Genomic DNA, 17,339 nt, shown 5'->3' on the forward strand with positions numbered 1-17,339 from the left:
GTATGGGCGGCGTCGGGCCCATACCGATACTCGATTATCTCGCGAACAGCAGCAGACCCCACCAGGCCGGCAGACGTCCGACCACAGAGGACACCGGGCCGGGCGGCACATACGCAAGGCTCGCCGAACTCGGACACGAGCCGGCGCACTTCCGCGAAGAGATCCGCTCACGCATGTCCTCGAAGGACGAGGCGGCCCAGCTGAGCATGTCCGCGGGCACTCCGGTCACCCTCATCTGCCGCACCGCCTTCACGGACAAGGACCACTCCGTCGAGGTCAACAAGACAACACTGGACGCCGCCTCCTACGTCCTGAAGTACGACTTCGACGCAAGCCCGAAAACCACCCCGACCAACGACTGAGTCACCACCTTCTTCCCAGGTTCAAGCCCCGGCTGCGCTGCGCCGACGCGCGCCCACTGATGGATAGGGCCGGAGGCCATGAGTCGATCACCGCATAGAGCGGCCCGCGGTCAAGGCAATGCCTCCGGCGGGGGATCGGCCGGCACCGGGATGGAGGGGGCGCCGTCCCCGACTGCGGGCACGTTGCGGCGGACGGGATGGGAGCCGGGGTGGGTGGTGGGTCGCGATATACGTGTGGCCCAAGTCACCACCGAGACATAACCGCAGGTCGGGACAGAACCGCACGCAATCTGTACACCAGCGTGTACAAGCTACTGGCGCAGCTTTAGTAGGTCCTGCGGCGCAGGCTCCGCGCGAAGAGCGGCACCGACAGCAGGAGCAGGGCTCCTTCGACAGCCAGGCTGACCAGCCCGAGCGGTTCCGTCCAATTGCCGACGTCGTCGCTGTAGTAGGGCAGCCCCGGACCCCTGGAGAGGATGTAGCCCAGCAAGGGGCCGACGGCGACCACGGCTGCCAGCAACCATCCCACTCGAACAAGGCCGATGAGGAGCAGCACGGCGGCGACCACTGCCGCGATCTCCAGGACGTGGTAGGCGACGCCGATGTAGTGGGGGTCCCTCGTTGCCGTGATGCCGCCCTGGTCCACGACGTGGATGGCGGCCACCGCGAGGCACAGCAGAGCTCCTGCCCACCTGGCCATCCAGGTAGCCGCCGACACCGTCGCGGCGTGGTGTGGCATGCGGAGGTACCTTCGCATTTCTTCAGCAGCGCATGCCTGCCGCGCCGCGATCCCATCTGCGCGGTCGGCTCCTCCTGAACAGGCTGCGCGCCGCGCTTCTGTCAGATCCCAGCCTCAGCGGACAGTTGCTCGCCGTCGCCCCCGACGGTGCAGACGAGTGACACAGAAGAGGTACCAACGCAAAACGGCGCCTCACTGCCAGCAGCCCGGCAGACGGGCACACGTGCCCCCTGCGTGCCCGATGAGGGGGTACTGCACGGGGAACAGCGGGGAGTCGCATCGACCACTTCAGAAACGCCCAGGTCAGCGTCTCGCTAGGTCAACGCGCACACGCATACGCGATCTTCCAAACCGGTGCTCCAGGATCCCGAGCGCGCCGGCGCTTTCTTCGGCGGAAACGCCCCCTCGCGGAAACGACGACGAAGGGCCCGGCCTGCCGGGCCCTTCGGTTCTCTCGCTACCGCGCGCTGCGGGACTACTTCACGTCGACGAAGTCACCGGTGGCGTTGACTGCGGGAGTCGAGGTCGTACCGGCGAAGCTCCAGCGCCAGTAGCCGTCCTCCACCGCCTTGACCGTGGTCTTCAGCGTGCCGGTGTTGGAGCTCTTCACCGTTTTGACGGTGGTGTATGTGCTGCTGTTCTTCTTCCGGAACTGGAGTTTGACCGACTGGGACGCGTAGCCCGCATACTTACGGGTGTCCCAGTTGGCCCGGTCCAGCTTGCCCGTGACCGTGATGGTGCGGCCCTTCTTCACGGGCTCCGGGGAGGCGTTGACCGTCAGCCGCGACAGTCGCTGGAACCTGACCGAGGAGAACCTGTCATTCTCGGTGAAGTTCCCGTCCTTGCCCCATGCGCTGGCGTAGACCCGCCAGGTCGTGGCGTTGGTGTTCCACAGGTATCCGGGATCGACCGTGATGGTGAGGGTGCAGGTCGAGGTTGTTGCGTTCGCGGCCTTGCACTTGGCCCTTTCCCCGTCCGGGTGGAACCCGAAGCCGTACAGGTTCGGGTTGCTGTCGCGGCCCCTCCAGATGTAGGAGAGAGCGTCCTCGATGCCCGAGGAGTGGGACGCGGTGACGGAGACCGTCACCTTCTTGGTGGCGGTGGTACCAAGCACGATCGGCTTTCCACTGTTGACAACGACCTTGCTGATCACCGGGGCGGCGTTCGCCCGCGTCAGTGCGAACGAAGGGTTGCTCGCCTGAGAGACCGGCACGGCGAGGGCGGACAGGGCCAGGGCGCCGGAGACAGCGGCAACAGTGGCACGAATACGCATTTGTTCCCCAAGTCTGGTCTGTGGGTCTGCTGACCTCACAGACCAGACCTGGGGCGAACGTAAAAGGTTGTACACAAAGATAAAATCGGGAGAACGAGCGGCTTATCCGAGCTGCAATGAGCAGACCCGTGCCCCAACAGATCGCGGACTATGAGTGTCGGCTGCGGCGTGAGGCTCATGCCCAGAACGCGGCGACGAAGCGAGCTGTACAGCAAGGAAGTACAGCAACCACAGCAGCCAACCTCGACCAGTAGTGCCTCTGAGAGGGCGTTAAGTCCGTTTCTGGTAGCGGCCACGTCCGGGCTGCTCGAGGAATCCCTGGCGGACGAGTCGTCCCAGGCGGGAGCGGGTGACGTTGATCGAGGGCTCGTCGGTGGGCAGGCCGAGGTGTTCGTGCAGATCGCGGACGCGGAACACCTTATCGGGGTGTTCGCTGAAGGCAGTCACGATGCGCTGGTAGACGGTGGCGGTCTCCGCGGAGGCCGTTTCCTGGTCGGGCGGGGCGAGGCCGTCGATGACCTTGCGGGTGGCGGCGAGCTCGGCCAGGCGGGCCTCGGTTTCGGCGAGGGCGGTGGTGAGCTGCTCGATCTGCTCGCGCAGGTTGTCGGCGCGGGCTGCGGTCTCGTCGTGTTCGGTCTGCAGCAGCCGCAGGAGTTCGGAGACGTTCACGCGGCCAGCTCCACCGCGGCGCGCCAGGCGGGGGTGGGGTGGTGAGGCGGCGGAGCATGCCGGCGGTGGAGGCCCAGTAGACGCGGGAGGCGGCGTTGTCGGGCCGGTGGTCATAGTCGCGGGCGAGGCGGCGGTGGAGCATGAGGGTGCCGTTGACCTGCTCGACGATCCACCGTTTCGGTTGCGGGACGAAGCCCTTGCCCTGGTCGTCGGGGTTGCGCCGGACCACCTCGACGGTGATGTCCTTCACCGCTCCGTGGATGATCACGGCGTCCTTGAAGCCCTGGTCGACCAGGGCCTTCTCCAGGCGTATCCCGCATCGTTCGGCCGCCTGGTCCAGCAGGGCGATGCCGGCCTCGTTGTCGTGCGCGCTCGCGGCCAGGACCACCACGCCGATGATCAGGCCCATGACGTCCACGGCGAGTCCCCGCTTGCGGCCGGGCGTCTTCTTGTTCGCGTCCAGTCCCGTCGTCTCCTTCGGCACCCCGGCCGCCACGCGGACGGACTGGGTGTCGATGATCACCAGGGACGGGTCCTCTCATCGCCGGGCCCGCTCCCGCACCTGGCAGCGCAGGATCTCCTGGATCCGCTGATCGAGGCCGTCCTTGCGCCACAGGGTGAAGCAGTAGAACACCGCCGACCAGGCGGGCAGGTCATGAGGCAGGTAGCGCCACTGGCAGCCCGTCCGGTTCTGGTACAAGATCGCGTTCACGACCTCCCGCAGGTCGCAGGAGCCCGGGTCTCCGGTCGCCGACCGCGCCACCCTGTCCTGCTTCCACGCGGTGACCAGCGGTTCGATCAGCGACCACTGTTCTTCGGTCAAGTCGGTTGCGTACGGCATCCGTTCCATGCCCGCGACCCCATCATGCACACGACATGACACGAGGGTGGAACCGTCCCATCACCCACGAACGGGCGACACCAGATCATCTGGAACGGGACTTAACTCCCTCTGAGTGAGCGCAAGAGCTGAGCGGGGACCGGGCAGTTGTCCGGGCCTCGACGTCCGCCTCGTTGACACGCAAGTTAGTCCGCCCAGGTCAGGTCACCCCTGAGCGACTATCTTCGCTGTCAAAGGACAACTACCGGAGCTCCGCGAGTCTTCCACGGGAGCCGGAGAGCGCAGCCGTTGCGCGCCGGTTCGTACCGCTCTCGCCGCCTGGGGCTTGGAGGACCGGACCGACGACGCCACTGTGGTCATCACCGAGTTGGTTTCCAATGCAGTGGACCACGGCCGCCTCGCGTCGATCCGTGTGATCGTCTCGCGTCCCTCCGAGAACTGGGTCCGTCTCGGGGTCGTCGACCGCTCCAAGGCCGTCCCGACGATGCGGACCGACTCCAATGGTGACCAAATTCGGGGGCGTGGACTGGTCTTGGTCGACTCTCTGACCGAGCGCTGGGGTACCGACCTGTACCACTGGGGCAAGCAGGTCTGGGGCGAGCTGAAGCGCGAGCCGTCCCAGTGACCCGCTTCTGCGAGAGCACGACCGAGGATGGCGAGACTCCGTCCGCAGGCCTGCCGTGAGTGCGTGCAGGCCTGCGGGTGTGAGTCGTGCGGGTGGTCTGTCCGCACGGCCTGAGGGGCTAGTGTGCTGCGCCGCAAATCACGCGGGTAAGTTGCTACCCTTTTCGCGTGTCGCATCCGGGTCCTTCTGCAGTGTCGATCACGTTGTCCGAGGACGAGCGTGCCGAGTTGGTGCGCCGCGCCGGGGCGCGGGACCGGAGAGCCGCCGAGCGGGCCCGGATCATTCTGGCGTGCGCCGACGGGATGTCGAATGCTGCCGTGGGGCGGCTCGTTGACGTTCAGGCCAAAACGGTGGGCAAGTGGCGCCGGAAGTTCGCGGCCGAGGGGCTGGCCGGGCTGCAGGACGCGGGCCGGATCGGCCGGCCGAAGGCGGAGCTGGTCCTGAGCGAGGCCGAGCGGGACCAGCTGGTGCGCTGGGCGAGGCGGGCGAAGACCGTGCAGTACCTGGCACTGCGCGCGAAGATCGTGCTGCGGTGCGCCGAGGGCGGGACGAACCGGCAGGCCGCGGCCGATCTCGGTATCGACGCGTCGACCGTGGACCGCTGGCGGGCGAGGTTCATCGCCGAACGCCTCGACGGCCTGCACGACGAACCCCGGCCGGGCCGGCCGCCGTCGATCCTGCTCGACCAGGTCGAAGAAGTGATCGTGGCGACCCTGGAGTCCACCCCGGGCCAGGACACGCACTGGTCGCGGGCGGCGATGGCGAAGCGCACCGGCCTGTCGAAGTCGACCATCGGGCGGATCTGGAAGAGGTTCGACCTCAAGCCGCATCTGCAGGACTCCTTCAAGCTGTCCACCGACCCGCAGTTCGTCGACAAGGTCGTGGACGTGGTCGGGCTCTACCACAACCCGCCCGAACGGGCGGTGGTCCTCTGCGTCGATGAGAAGAGCCAGATCCAGGCGCTGGACCGCTCGCAGCCGGTGCTGCCGATGATGCCGGGCATGCCCGAACGCCGCACCCACGACTACCTGCGGCACGGCATCACCAGCCTGTTCGCCGCGTTCAACATCGCCGACGGCACCGTCATCGGCGAGCTCCACCGCCGTCACCGGGCCGTCGAGTTCAAGAAGTTCCTGGCCACGATAGACAAGGCGGTACCGCGTGAACTCGATGTGCACCTGGTGTGCGACAACTACGCCACCCACAACACCTCCGAGATCAAGGCGTGGCTGGGCAAGCACCCGCGCTTCCACGTCCACTTCACCCCGACCGGCTCCTCCTGGATCAACCAGGTCGAGCGCTGGTTCGGTCTGCTGACCGACAAGCTCATCCGGCGCGGCGTACACACCTCCGTCAAAGCCCTCGAGGACGACATCAAGGCGTGGATCGACACCTGGAACGAGAACCCGCGACCCTTCACCTGGGTCAAGACCGCCGACGAGATCCTGAAATCTCTCGCCGACTACCTCACCAAAATCAACCCGCCAAACAGGTAGCAACTTACCCGCGTGATTTGCGGCGCAGCACACTAGCTCAGCTGGGACTGGACCTGGGAGGAGATCAGTTCCAGGTGGTCGAGGTCGGAGAGGTCGAGGATCTGGAGGTAGATGCGGCGGGAGCCGATCTCGGCGTAGCGGCCGATCTTGTCGACGACCTCGGCGGGTGAGCCCGCCAGGCCGTTGGCCTTGAGCTCGTCGACCTCGCGGCCGATCGCGGCGGCGCGGCGGGCGATCTCCCGGTCGTCCTTGCCGACGCAGACGACCAGGGCGTTGGAGTAGACGAGGTCGTCGGGGGCGCGGCCTGCTTCCTGGGCGGCGGCGCGTACCCGGCCGAACTGGCGCTCGCTGTCCTCGAGGGAGGCGAAGGGCATGTTGAACTCGTCGGCGTAGCGCGCGGCGAGGCGCGGGGTGCGGACGGCGCCGTGGCCGCCGATGAGCACCGGGACCTTCGACTGGGCGGGCTTGGGAAGCGCCGGGGAGTTCGTGAGGTCGTAGTAGGTGCCGTGGAAGTCGTAGGTCTGGCCGGGCTCGGTGGCCCACAGCCCGGTGACGATCTCCAGTTGCTCCTCCAGGCGGGCGAGCTTCTCCTTGGGGAAGGGGATGCCGTACGCCGTGTGCTCCTCCTCGAACCAGCCTGCTCCCAGGCCGAGTTCGATGCGGCCGCCGGACATCTGGTCCACCTGGGCGACCTGGATGGCGAGGACGCCGGGGAGGCGGAAGGTGCCGGCGGTCATCAGGGTGCCGAGCCGGATGCGCTTGGTCTCGCGGGCGAGGCCGGCCAGGGTGATCCAGGCGTCGGTGGGGCCGGGCAGGCCGTCGCCGGAGCCCATTTTGACGTAGTGGTCGGAGCGGAAGAAGGCGTCGAAGCCCAGGTCCTCGGTGGCCTTGGCGACGGTGAGCAAGGTGTCGTAGGTCGCCCCCTGCTGGGGCTCGGTGAAAATACGGAGATCCATGTCTCCATCCTGCCTGGTCGGACCCGGTGCGGTCGGATCGGTCCCGTGCGCCCGCGACCGGTGGTCGGGTGAATCGCGGCGACGGACGGTGACCGTTCCCAGGCGCGCCCGGGCGTTCTGCCCCTGCTCGACCGGTCTCCCCGTCAACGGTCCGGCTCCGCTCGGGGACGGTGCCTACGGCGTGCCGGGCAGCCGGACCGTGACGAGGAGACCGCCGGCGGGGCGGGGGGCGAGGTCGAGGGTTCCGTCGTGGGCGCGGACGATGCTGTGCACGAGGGCGAGGCCGAGGCCGGCGCCGGCGTGCTCGTCGGTGCGTACGCGCTCCGTTGCGCGCTGGAAGGGTTCGGTGAGGGTCGGTATCAGTTCTGGTGGGAGCGGGTGCCCCGTGTTCTCGACCCGCAGCACGCTCGTGTCGCCCTGCGCCTCGGTGTGGACCGTCACGGTGCCGCCGGCGGGGAGGTTGTGGACGACGGCGTTCTGGACGAGGTTCGTCACCATGCGCAGCAGGAGTTCCGCGGAGCCGCCGGTCCGTGTCGGTCCGCCGGTGACGTCGAGTGTGATCCCGCGTTGTTCGGCGAGGGGGAGCAGGGTTTCGGCGGCCTCTTCGGCGAGGAGGGAGAGGTCGACGCTCTCGCGGGTGAAGTTTCCGCGGTCGCTGCGGCTGAGCAGCAGGAGGGCCTCGGTGAGGCCGATCGCGCGCGCGTTGACGGCCCGCAGGCGTTTGAGGAGTTCGCCCTGGTCCCGGGTGGGGTCCCTGCGGGCGACGTCGAGCAGCGCCTGTGAGACGGCCAGCGGGGTGCGCAGTTCGTGGGAGGCGTTCGCGGCGAACCTCTGCTGCTCGGCGACGTGTGACTCGAGTTGTTCGAGCATGGTGTCGAACGTGTCGGCGAGTTCGCGGAATTCGTCCTGGCGGCCCTCCATGCGGATCCGGTGGGACAGCGATCCGTTCCCGGCCGTCCGTGCCGCGTCCGTGATCCGGGTGAGCGGTGCGAGCATCCGGCCGGCGAGGATCCATCCCCCGACGAGGCCGAACACGAGCAGGAAGGCCATCGCCATGGCCGCGGCGGGGGCGAAGGTGCGCACGAGGAGGTAGCGGTTGGGGGAGATCCCGAGGAGGCCCTTGGGGCTGTCGGGCACGTAGCGCAGCAGGAACACCCACACCACGGCCAGCAGGAGGGCGCCGGCGACGGCGAGGAACCCGGCGTAGCTGAGGGTGAGTTTCAGTCGGGCGCTGAGCCCTGGGCGTCTAGGCATGCGTACTGCCGGGGCGGGTGGTGTCGGGGCCGGTGTCGATGCGGTAGCCGACACCCGGCACCGTGGCGATGACCCATGGTTCGCCGAGCCGTTTGCGCAGTGCGGAGACGGTGATGCGGACGGCGTTGGTGAAGGGGTCGGCGTTCTCGTCCCAGGCCCGTTCCAGCAGCTCTTCGGCGCTGAGGACCCCGCCTTCGGCGGCGACGAGGACTTCGAGCACGGCGAACTGTTTGCGGGTGAGCGCGACGTGGCGTCCGTCGCGGAAGACCTCCCGGCGGAAGGGGTCGAGGCGCAGGCCCGCGATCTCGCGGACCGGGGGCCGGGCGTACGCGCGCCTGCGGTCGAGCGCCCGCAGCCGCAGGACGAGTTCGCGCAGCTCGAACGGTTTGGTGAGGTAGTCGTCGGCGCCGAGCTCGAACCCGGACGCCTTGTCGTCGATCCGGTCGGCGGCGGTGAGCATGAGGATCGGGATGCCGCTGCCGGAGGCGACGATGTGCCGGGCGACCTCGTCGCCGGAGGGGCCGGGGATGTCGCGGTCGAGGACCGCGAGGTCGTAGGAGTGGACGCCGAGCAGTTCCAGGGCGGAGTCGCCGTCGCCGGCGATGTCGGCGGCGATCGCTTCCAGCCGGAGGCCGTCACGGACGGCTTCGGCCAGGTAGGGCTCGTCCTCCACGATCAGTACGCGCATGTCCGAAGCCTAAGCAGCACGGCATGTCGTCGGCGTATGTGAAGACGTGTGCACACCGGGGACTCGGCTCAGCCTGCCGGTGCCGGCGCGGGCTCGGGGCGAGGCCGGTCCGACGGCGCTTCGGCCGTGGTGCGCCACCAGCGGCGTGACGCCAGTGCGGCCAGTGCGGCGCCGGTGGCGTTGACCAGGACGTCGTCCACGGAGGACACCCGGTCCAGCCGCAGGACGTACTGTGCGGTTTCGACCAGGACCGAGCAGCCCGCCCCGAGCGCCAGGATCCGCGGCACGGACGCCAGCGCCGCGCACCGCATCGGGGCGAAGAATCCCAGCGATGCGAAGACCAGCAGGTTGCCGGCGATTCCGAGCGTCCCCATCGTGAGCAGGTCCCGCAGCGGTACCAGGCTCACCCGGCCGGGGACGATGCCGGCCCCGGCGCCCGGCATCATGGTCATCCAGAGGAACGGCACCGTCCCGTGGACCATGCCCACCTCGGCCAGCGACATCCGCCACGCCGATGTGACGCCGACGGCCCGCCGACGGCGCGCCAGAGCCCACACCACCAGCACGGCCAACGGCAGCGTGACCAGCGTGATGAGCACCACGCCGTTGAACGTGTCGAAGCAGCCGTGCCACCGCCCGGCCATGCACATCGGGGCGGACATCATGAGCGGCCGCCGCACGGCGAACACGGCGCTCGCCAGGCCGAGGACCGCCAGGCAGAGGAGCACGATCCTGCGTGTGCGGCGGGGCGGTGCCGACAGGGATGCGTTGTGGTTCATGCCCCCCATGAGAGACGGAGGGCCGTTGCGGTGGCGTATGCGATTTTCGATACGCCCGCGATACCGGGACGGTCTTCAGGTGCGTTCCGTCTCGTGCTCCGACAGGGCGCGGTCGCGGTCCGCCAGTTTGCGGAGCATCTCCAGGACGCGGTCGCGGGACTCGTCCGCCGCGTCGATGGCCTCCACGCACTGCCAGTACGCGGACTCGTCGTCCGCGGAGCAGGCGAGGCCGACCAGTGCGATACCGACCTCGCCGAGCAGTCCGCCGAGGTGGGTCAGGGTCTGCCGGGCGTCGCCCAGTTCGGTGAGCCGGGCCGCGCGCAGGTCGACGGGGGCCAGGGGCGGGGTGTCCAGGACACCGCAGCCACGGCCCGCCCGTTCGGTCAGCCCCAGTGCCTCGTCCCGCAGTTCGGGTGGGCCGGCGACCGCGAGGCGGCTCCCTATCGCCTGGGCGAGGGCCTGGGCCTGCCACACCTCCGCCGAGAGCCCCGGCACATCACCGGCGGTGGCCAGGGCCCGTCTGCTCTCCGCTATCAGCCGCACAGCGTCCATGTGCGCTGCCCCTGTCTGTCCGACGCGCTGCCCACGCGTCCACCCAACTTCCCTGCTCATTACCCAGAGTGAGTCTTGTTCAGTCAAAAAGCCACGGAGAAGGTGGAGATCTGGGGACAACAATTCAAAAACGGTCGACATATCTACCACGGAACGTGACGGAGGAGAGTTCATCTCCGCGCGAGGGCGGTTCAGACCGGGAAGCGGCGCTCGTTGCGGTCGATCTTGGCGTCCAGCGCGGTCAGCGGGTCGACGCCGAGCACCTCGCACAGTTGGAGGAGGTACGCGAGCACGTCGGCCACCTCGTCGCTGACGCGGTGCGCGGTGTCCGGGTCGTCCATCACCCGGGCCGACTCCTCGGGCGTCAACCACTGGAAAATTTCGACCAGTTCGGACGCCTCCACGCTGAGCGCCGTGACGAGGTTCTTCGGCGTGTGGTACGGCTGCCAGTTCCGCGCGGCGGCGAACTCGGCGAGCCTGCGCTGGAGTCCGGCAATGTCGAGGGGGGCGCGCGGGCCGGTGGGGTGGTCCGGGTCGGTCGGGCCGGTCGAGTCAGTCACGGTCCAGGTGTACCACCGTCACTCCGTCCACCCCCGCGGCCCAGGACGCGTCGCTCACCGCGCCGACCAGCCGGATGTGTCCGCGCTCGCACATCCGCGCCGCCAGTCGCAGCAGTTCGGCGCGCTGGAGCGGGTCCAGCCCCCGGTCGAGCCCGTCGGCGAGCACGGTGAGCGTCTGCAGCGCGGCGGGCACCTCGCCGGGCGCGTCGACCTCCAGCACGCCGGGCCCGGTGAGCAGCACCAGCGCGAGGGCGACGTAGCGCAGCTCTCCGTCCCCCAGCCGGACGAGGTCGGTGCGGATGCCGTCGCCCCGGTCGAGCAGGGCGCGGACCAGTCCCGCGCCGTACGGTTCGGCGCGCAGTCCGGCGACCGGGCCGGCGCATCCCGCGCGCACGGCGGACACCAGGAGCCCGTACCGGATCGCGCACTCGGCCTGGGTGCGCCACAGCACGTCGGTGAGGTTGCCGCAGCCGCCGAGCAGCCGCCCGCTGCCGAGCGGCACCGGCTCGCGCATGCGGTCGGGGCGGGGGTCGCAGGCGAAGACGGAGCGCAGGGCGACCACCATCTGTTCGGCGGCGGCCAGCACTCTGCGCTGTCCGGGCGTCTTGCCCGCGACGCGCAGGGGAAGCAGCGCGGTGCCGAGCCGGTCGTCGGGCAGCGGGGCCCGGGTGACCGGTGTCGACCCGGCCGTGTGCCACGCGGCCTGCACGGTGCGCCGGCCGGGGTCGCGCAGCGCGGTCTCCAGCAGGACCACCCCGTCCGCCGTCAGCCGCTCCCCCACGATCCGCAGCTCCGGTTCGGCCTGCACGGCGATCTCCAGCCGGACCGGGCCCTCGGGGCCGTCTGCGGTGCAGCCGATCCGGAAGCCCCGGCGGCGCTGTGCGTCGGCACGGGCCCGCTCCGGCACGCACGCGTCCGGCTCGGGGAACGCCTCCCACAGCTCGGCCCCGCCGCCGAGCCGGGCGAGCGCCTCGTAGGCCCGCAGCGCGCTGGTCTTGCCGCTGCCACTGGACCCGGCGAGCAGGGTGAACGGGCCGAGCGGGAGCCCGACGTTGCGGTGTCCGGCGAACGCGGACAGCAGCAGCTCGGTGACGTGCGGCCGGTCGGGGTGTCCCTGGGTGGCGTCCGTGCCGGAAGGCGCGGTGGACGCGGCAGGCAGGGACGGCTCGAAAGCAGAGGACGGCGGCGGCGAGGGGACCAGCGCGGGCCTGGGTGAAGGGACGGAGGACGGCGACGGGAGCAGCGGGGTCATGTGCGGAAGGTAAGGGTTCCGGTACGGGGCGAACCGTTCCGCTTGTGCGGTCTTCCCCCGATCGGGCGATACCCCGGTCGGCTCCCGGCAGCCCCGGCCGACTCCCGGCGGCTCACCCCTGCCGGAAGCCCTGCCCGTTCCCGGGGATCCCCATGCCCTCCATCAGTCCGGTCACCTCGGTGCCGGCCGGGGTCAGCAGGAAGACGTTGCGGTCGACGCGGTGCATGCCGCTCGCCAGGCCGAAGACGACGCCCGTGCTGAAGTCCAGTACCCGCTTGGCGACGTCGCCCTCCGCACTGGTCAGGTCGAGCAGGACGGGGATCCCGGCCATCAGGGTCTCCGCGACGTCGCGGGCGTCCGCGAACACGTTCACCCGCAGGACGACGAGGCGGCGGCGCGTCTCGGTCTCGGCCTCCGGCATGGACCGGTGGCCCGCGGAGGACGGCCAGGCGTCCCGGCCCCGCAGCGGAACGACCTGGGCCAGTCCCTCCCACTGTTCGTCGGTGACGTCGTGGCTGTTCACCGGCATGCTCCGTCCCGGCTCGCGCTGATGGTCTGCATCGGGCAATTCTTACGCATGGTCACCCGTTCGGCCCAATGCGACACACTCTGCCACCTCGGGGCGCCCGAGGTGTGGCCTTCCGTCTCGGACCGGATCCGCTGACTTCTACACTGCTGTAGATACTCACTGTCGACACCGTCCGGGGCCCGGCAGACCGCACGGCGTGAAGCCGGCGCCCCGCACCCGAACACCTGGAGTACGCATGGCCCTGTGGGACCGCATCAAGGAGTCCGCGTCGCAGATGCAGACCCAGCTCGAGGCGAAGAAGAACGACCTGAAGAGCGGCGCGTTCCGCGACGCGAGCATGGCCATGTGCGCCCTGGTCGCCGCCGCTGGGGGCACCTCCCACGCGTTAAGCAGTGGGGGAGGCTCCGTCGATCCCTCCGAGCGGCAGCGGGTGGCCCAGCTCATCTCCACCAACGACGTCCTGCGGAACTTCCCCGCGGACGATCTGCGCCGCCGTTTCGAGGAGAACCTCGACAAGCTGATCGCGGACTTCGCCTTCGGCAAGGTGAGCGTGCTGCAGGAGGTCGCGAAGGCGAAGAAGAAGCCCGCCGAGGCTCGCGCCGTGATCCAGATCGGCATCGTCATCGGCGGCGCCGACGGCGACTTCGACCAGAACGAGCAGGCGGTCGTCCGCGAGGCGTGCTTCGCGCTGGGGCTGCCGCCCCACGAGTTCGACCTGTGAGCCGCAGGCCGCGGACCGCACCCCTTGGGGTGCGGTCCGGCCCGTCGCGGGAACACGGCTCCCGTCGGAATCGTTGGACCGCCGACAGACCTGAACCGCAGGAATACCAGGAATACCAGGAGCCACGTACGTGTCCGGCAGATCGACGGACCCCCCGGGACACAGTCCCGGACCGCCCCGTCACGTGATTGTTGAGATCGGCACCCGGCGGGGTGGTGCTGGATGAGTGCCGTGGAGGCCCTGTGGGGCCTGTTCGCCGTGTTCGTGCTGACCGCCGGCACCGGCTACTTCGTCGCCCAGGAGTTCGCCTACGTCTCCGTGGACCGGCTCGCGCTCGCCCGCGAGGCCGAGGCCGGGGACCGCGGGGCCGCCCGCGCGCTGAAGGTGCTGGAGCGGCTGTCCTTCATGCTGTCGGGCGCCCAGCTCGGCATCACCGTCACCGGTCTGGTCGTCGGCTTCATCGCCGAGCCGTCGGTGTCCGCGCTGCTCAGGCCGGCGCTGTCCGGCCTCGGGCTGCCGGACTCGGCCGTGAGCGGCATCGCCGTCGTGCTCGCCTTCGTGCTGGCCACGATCGTCCAGATGGTGCTCGGCGAGCTGGCCCCGAAGAACCTCGCCATCGCCGTGCCCGAGCGGCTGGCGAAGGCGCTGGCCGGCTCGACCCTGGCGTATCTGAAGGTCGTCGGACCGGTGGTGCGGATCTTCGACAACGCGGCCTCCCGGCTGCTGCGCCGCTTCGGCATCGAGCCGGTCGAGGAGCTGCACCACGGCGCCACGCTGGAGGAGCTCGGTCACCTGATCGGCGAGTCCCACGAGCACGGGACACTGCCCGAGGACACCGCCACCCTGCTGGACCACGCGCTGGAGTTCTCCGAGCGCACCCTGCACGCGGTGATGGTGCCGCGCGCGGACGCCGTCTTCGTGCGCGGGGAGGCGAACGCCGACGAGGCGGTCGCCCTGATCGCCGCGCACGGCCACTCCAACTACCCCGTGCTCGGCGACCACCCCGACGACATCGCGGGGGTGCTGGGCGTGCGCGAGCTGATGGCGGTGCCCGCCGGGCGGCTCGCGGGCGCCACGGCCGGGGCGATGGCCAGGCGGCCCCTGCTGCTGCCGGACACGCTTCCGCTGCCTGACGCGGTCGCGCGGATGCGCGAGCAGGACGACGAGTTCGCGGTCGTCCTCGACGAGCACGGCGGGGTGGCCGGCATCGTCACCTACGAGGACATCGCCGAGGAGTTGGTCGGTGACATCGCCGACGAGTCCGACAAGGTCACCGAGCTCGCGGTGGCCGACGGCGAGGGCTGGCTCGTGGACGCGGGCCGCCGGCTGGACGAGGTGGCCGAGGCGACCGGCGTCCGGCTGCCCGAGGAGGACGACTACGAAACGGTGGCCGGGCTGATCGTGGACCGGCTGGGCCGTTTCCCCATCGTGGGTGACCGGATCGCCGTCGAGCTGCCCGGGGGCGGCCGCGCGGTGATCGACGTGCGCACCCTGGACCGGCATGTCGCCGAGCGGGTGCGGATCACGCCCCTGGCCCGGGAAGAGCACACGACGGAGGAGCCCGCATGAGTTTCCCGATGGCTCTCTTCGTGACCGTGCTGTTGCTGATCGGCAGCGGGTTCTTCGTGGCGGCCGAGTTCGCACTGGTCGCCGCCAGGCGGCACCGGATGGAGAAGGCGGTGGCCGAGGGACGGCGCGGCGCCGGTGCCGCACTGGCCGGAATGCGCGAGCTGTCGCTCATGCTGGCCGGTGCCCAGCTGGGCATCACGGTGTGCACGCTGGGTCTGGGCTCGGTCTCCAAGCCCGCGATCTCGCACCAGCTGGACCCGCTGTTGCACTCCCTGGGGCTGCCCAGCGCGGTCAGCTACGGTGTGGCGTTCGCCGTCGCGATGACCGTGGTGGTGTTCCTGCACATGGTGGTCGGCGAGATGGCCCCCAAGTCATGGGCGATCGCCCACCCGGAGCGTTCCGCGATGCTGCTCGCCCCGTCGTTCCGTGCGGTGGTGAAGGCCGTCCGGCCGCTGATCCACGTGCTGAACGTGGTGAGCAACGCCCTGGTACGGCTGTGCCGGGTGAGTCCGCGCAACGAGCTGGCCTCGGTCCACGACCGGGAACAGCTCACCCATCTGGTGGTGGAGTCGGAGCGGCTCGGTCTGATCAGCAAGACGGACTCGCAGCTGCTCACCCGCTCGCTGACCGAGCCCGACACCCCGGTCGCCGCCCTGCGGATCCCGGCCGAGGAGATCACGTCCGTCGAGGGTGGCGCGGGTGTCGACGAGGTGCTGCGGGTGGCCACCGCGCACGACCGCACCCGGCTGCTCGTCCGCGAGGGCGGCACCGTCCTCGGCGCGGTCCACGCGCGCGACGCCCTGGTCGCCCGGGCCCGCGGTCGCGCCACCAGCGCCCGTGAGCTGGCCCGCCCGGTGCCCGAGCTGACGGACACCACGACGGTCGCCGACGCGATCGACGTGCTGCGCCGGCGCCGGGGCACGCTGGCGGTGGTCCGCGACGACGCGGGCCGGCTCACCGGTCTGGTCACCCTGGACGACCTGCTGGCCCGGCTGATGCAGCCGGCCGGGGGCTGACCGCACGCCGCCGGGTGTGAGCACGACGGAGCGCCGGCCGGTCCGCGACATGCGGACCGGCCGGCGCTCTCGTGCTCGGCTCCCGTCAGCGGGCCGTGCCGCCCGCGAGCGGGGCTGCGCCGGCTTCCGTGGCCTAGGCCGCGGCGCCGGTCGCTGCCGGGGCGCTCTCCTCGACGCGGGCCGAGGCCAGCGGGACGGGGGTGAACATGGCGGGTTCCTCGTCCGGGAACAGCGCGGTGGGTCCGTACACCCAGTCGGTGAAGGCCCACTCGGCGGGGTCGATCCCACGCATGATCGCGTTGCGCTGCAGCCGCGGCGTGCCGTCGAGGTGCCACAGCTCGCCCCAGGCGCGGGCGGTCGTCAGCACCCGGCGGCAGTGCTCGACACGGACCGCCTCGTACGCGGCCAGCGCGGCGTCCCAGTCGACGGCCGACCCGGCGTCACCCTCGGCGCGCAGCCGGGCGACGTGCCGGGCGAGGACCCAGCCGTCCTCGATCGCCATGATCGCGCCCTGTGCCATGTACTGCAGCGGCGGGTGGGCGGCGTCGCCGAGCAGGGCGATGCGGCCGTGCACCCAGGTGTCGATCGGGTCGCGGTCCATCATCTGCCACCAGCGGTCCCGCCACATCAGCGGGATGCCCTTGCCCACGGTCTCGCAGGTGCCCTCGAAGGCCGCGTCGAGCTCGTCGGGGGTGCCCCAGTCCTCCCGCCCGGCGAGGGCCTTGGGCGACTGGAACACGGCGACCTGGTTGAACATCTCGCCGCCGCGCAGCGCGTACTGGACGAAGTGGCAGCGGGGGCCGATGTAGACGGTGACGTCCTTCTCGGCGATGCCGTTGTCCCGGACCTGCTCGATCGGGACGGCCGCCCGGTAGGCCACGTAGTCGGAGCTGACCACGTCGTCGCCGACCAGCTTCTGCCGGGCCACGGAACGCAGTCCGTCGGCGGCGATGACGAGCGGCGCCTCCTCGGTGTGGCCGTCGGCCAGGGTGATGCGGGCGCCGTCGGCTGTGTTCTCGTAGTCGACGACCGTCTGGTCGGTGACCAGGTCCACGCCGGCCCGCCGGCAGGCACGCAGGAAGATCGCGTGCAGGTCGCTGCGGTGGATGACCATGTACGGGAAGCCGTAGCGGCGCTCGAGCTCGCCCAGGTCGAGGCGGACCAGCTCGCTGGAGTCGAGCGCGTCGCGCATGACCATGCCCTCGGGGACCACGCCGAGTTCCTTGGCCTCGTCGAGCAGGCCGTACTCGTCGAGGATGCGGGTGCAGTTCGGCGCGATCTGGAGGCCGGCGCCGACCTCGCCGAACTCCTTGGCCCGTTCGAGAACGCGGATGCGCAGCCCCTCCCGCGCGAGGGCGAAGGCGGTGCTGAGGCCACCGATGCCACCGCCGACGATGATGGCGTCGGGTCGGCCTTCGGTGGGAGGGGTTGCAGTGGTCATCGTTTTTCCTGTCTGAG

17 protein-coding genes and 2 pseudogenes are annotated in these 17,339 nt (G+C 70.2%); 6 read left to right on the top strand and 13 right to left on the bottom strand.

The window, feature by feature from the left end:
- Positions 1-23 precede the first annotated feature (23 nt).
- A pseudogene (locus AC6F7H_RS03835) lies at positions 24-362 on the top strand (UTRA domain-containing protein); the annotation flags it as partial.
- A 325-nt stretch (positions 363-687) separates the two neighbouring features.
- Here the strand turns inward: AC6F7H_RS03835 and AC6F7H_RS03840 are convergent.
- The 4 genes and pseudogenes from AC6F7H_RS03840 to AC6F7H_RS03855 form a co-directional block, all read right to left on the bottom strand.
- Positions 688-1,101 (bottom strand): hypothetical protein, encoded by a 414-nt coding sequence (locus tag AC6F7H_RS03840; protein WP_500755199.1) that lies wholly within the window; start codon positions 1,099-1,101, stop codon positions 688-690.
- A gap of 475 nt (positions 1,102-1,576) precedes the next feature.
- A complete protein-coding gene (locus AC6F7H_RS03845) occupies positions 1,577-2,374 on the bottom strand; it encodes a DUF5707 domain-containing protein (protein ID WP_500755200.1) in 798 nt (265 codons plus the stop codon).
- A gap of 270 nt (positions 2,375-2,644) precedes the next feature.
- Positions 2,645-3,043: a hypothetical protein gene (locus AC6F7H_RS03850; protein ID WP_500755201.1), complete on the bottom strand. Its 399-nt coding sequence runs from the start codon at positions 3,041-3,043 to the stop codon at positions 2,645-2,647.
- Positions 3,040-3,893 (bottom strand): annotated as a pseudogene (locus AC6F7H_RS03855) (IS5 family transposase). Before AC6F7H_RS03855 ends, AC6F7H_RS03850 begins: the two are co-directional and overlap by 4 nt.
- 316 nt (positions 3,894-4,209) lie before the next feature.
- Here AC6F7H_RS03855 and AC6F7H_RS03860 point away from each other — a divergent pair.
- Together AC6F7H_RS03860 and AC6F7H_RS03865 are read left to right on the top strand one after the other, a co-directional pair.
- Complete coding sequence (locus AC6F7H_RS03860; RefSeq protein ID WP_500755203.1) at positions 4,210-4,509, top strand: ATP-binding protein; 300 nt, start codon at positions 4,210-4,212, stop codon at positions 4,507-4,509.
- Between the two features lie 191 nt (positions 4,510-4,700).
- Positions 4,701-6,005 (top strand): IS630 family transposase, encoded by a 1,305-nt coding sequence (locus tag AC6F7H_RS03865; RefSeq protein WP_500755205.1) that lies wholly within the window; start codon positions 4,701-4,703, stop codon positions 6,003-6,005.
- A gap of 32 nt (positions 6,006-6,037) precedes the next feature.
- On the opposite strand, the gene AC6F7H_RS03870 is transcribed toward AC6F7H_RS03865, so the two are convergent.
- The 8 genes from AC6F7H_RS03870 to AC6F7H_RS03905 form a co-directional block, all read right to left on the bottom strand.
- Entirely contained in the window at positions 6,038-6,961 is a 924-nt protein-coding gene (locus tag AC6F7H_RS03870) for an LLM class F420-dependent oxidoreductase (RefSeq protein ID WP_500755207.1), read from the bottom strand.
- Positions 6,962-7,135: 174 nt separating this feature from the next.
- Entirely contained in the window at positions 7,136-8,215 is a 1,080-nt protein-coding gene (locus AC6F7H_RS03875) for a sensor histidine kinase (protein ID WP_500755209.1), read from the bottom strand.
- Entirely contained in the window at positions 8,208-8,903 is a 696-nt protein-coding gene (locus tag AC6F7H_RS03880) for a response regulator transcription factor (RefSeq protein ID WP_500755210.1), read from the bottom strand. The genes AC6F7H_RS03875 and AC6F7H_RS03880 overlap by 8 nt, the downstream gene beginning before the upstream one ends.
- Before the next feature lie 68 nt (positions 8,904-8,971).
- The gene (locus tag AC6F7H_RS03885) at positions 8,972-9,682 is read right to left on the bottom strand and encodes a VanZ family protein (protein WP_500755212.1); all 711 of its coding nucleotides are present in this window, start codon (positions 9,680-9,682) and stop codon (positions 8,972-8,974) included.
- A 75-nt stretch (positions 9,683-9,757) separates the two neighbouring features.
- Positions 9,758-10,234, bottom strand: a complete 477-nt coding sequence (locus AC6F7H_RS03890) for a DUF6099 family protein (protein WP_500755213.1) — start codon at positions 10,232-10,234, stop codon at positions 9,758-9,760.
- A gap of 191 nt (positions 10,235-10,425) precedes the next feature.
- Positions 10,426-10,731, bottom strand: coding sequence for a nucleotide pyrophosphohydrolase (locus tag AC6F7H_RS03895; RefSeq protein ID WP_500761642.1), 306 nt, complete (start codon positions 10,729-10,731; stop codon positions 10,426-10,428).
- Between the two features lie 55 nt (positions 10,732-10,786).
- Positions 10,787-12,046, bottom strand: a complete 1,260-nt coding sequence (locus tag AC6F7H_RS03900) for an AAA family ATPase (protein ID WP_500755214.1) — start codon at positions 12,044-12,046, stop codon at positions 10,787-10,789.
- A gap of 112 nt (positions 12,047-12,158) precedes the next feature.
- Complete coding sequence (locus tag AC6F7H_RS03905; RefSeq protein WP_500755215.1) at positions 12,159-12,575, bottom strand: cell division protein SepF; 417 nt, start codon at positions 12,573-12,575, stop codon at positions 12,159-12,161.
- A 235-nt stretch (positions 12,576-12,810) separates the two neighbouring features.
- Between AC6F7H_RS03905 and AC6F7H_RS03910 the strand changes: the two genes are divergently transcribed.
- The 3 genes from AC6F7H_RS03910 to AC6F7H_RS03920 all read left to right on the top strand — a co-directional run bounded on the left by AC6F7H_RS03910 (position 12,811) and on the right by AC6F7H_RS03920 (position 15,881).
- Positions 12,811-13,296 carry a tellurite resistance TerB family protein gene (locus tag AC6F7H_RS03910; protein WP_500755217.1) on the top strand — a complete coding sequence of 162 codons (486 nt, stop codon included), beginning with the start codon at positions 12,811-12,813 and terminating at the stop codon, positions 13,294-13,296.
- Between the two features lie 222 nt (positions 13,297-13,518).
- Positions 13,519-14,865 carry a hemolysin family protein gene (locus tag AC6F7H_RS03915; RefSeq protein ID WP_500755219.1) on the top strand — a complete coding sequence of 449 codons (1,347 nt, stop codon included), beginning with the start codon at positions 13,519-13,521 and terminating at the stop codon, positions 14,863-14,865.
- Positions 14,862-15,881, top strand: coding sequence for a hemolysin family protein (locus tag AC6F7H_RS03920; protein ID WP_500755220.1), 1,020 nt, complete (start codon positions 14,862-14,864; stop codon positions 15,879-15,881). Before AC6F7H_RS03915 ends, AC6F7H_RS03920 begins: the two co-directional genes overlap by 4 nt.
- Positions 15,882-16,014: 133 nt before the next feature.
- Here the strand turns inward: AC6F7H_RS03920 and AC6F7H_RS03925 are convergent, their stop codons facing one another.
- Positions 16,015-17,322, bottom strand: a complete 1,308-nt coding sequence (locus AC6F7H_RS03925; RefSeq protein ID WP_500755221.1) for an FAD-dependent oxidoreductase — start codon at positions 17,320-17,322, stop codon at positions 16,015-16,017.
- Between the last annotated feature and the right edge of the window lie 17 nt (positions 17,323-17,339).

The organism is Streptomyces sp. MMS24-W38, from assembly GCF_059889265.1.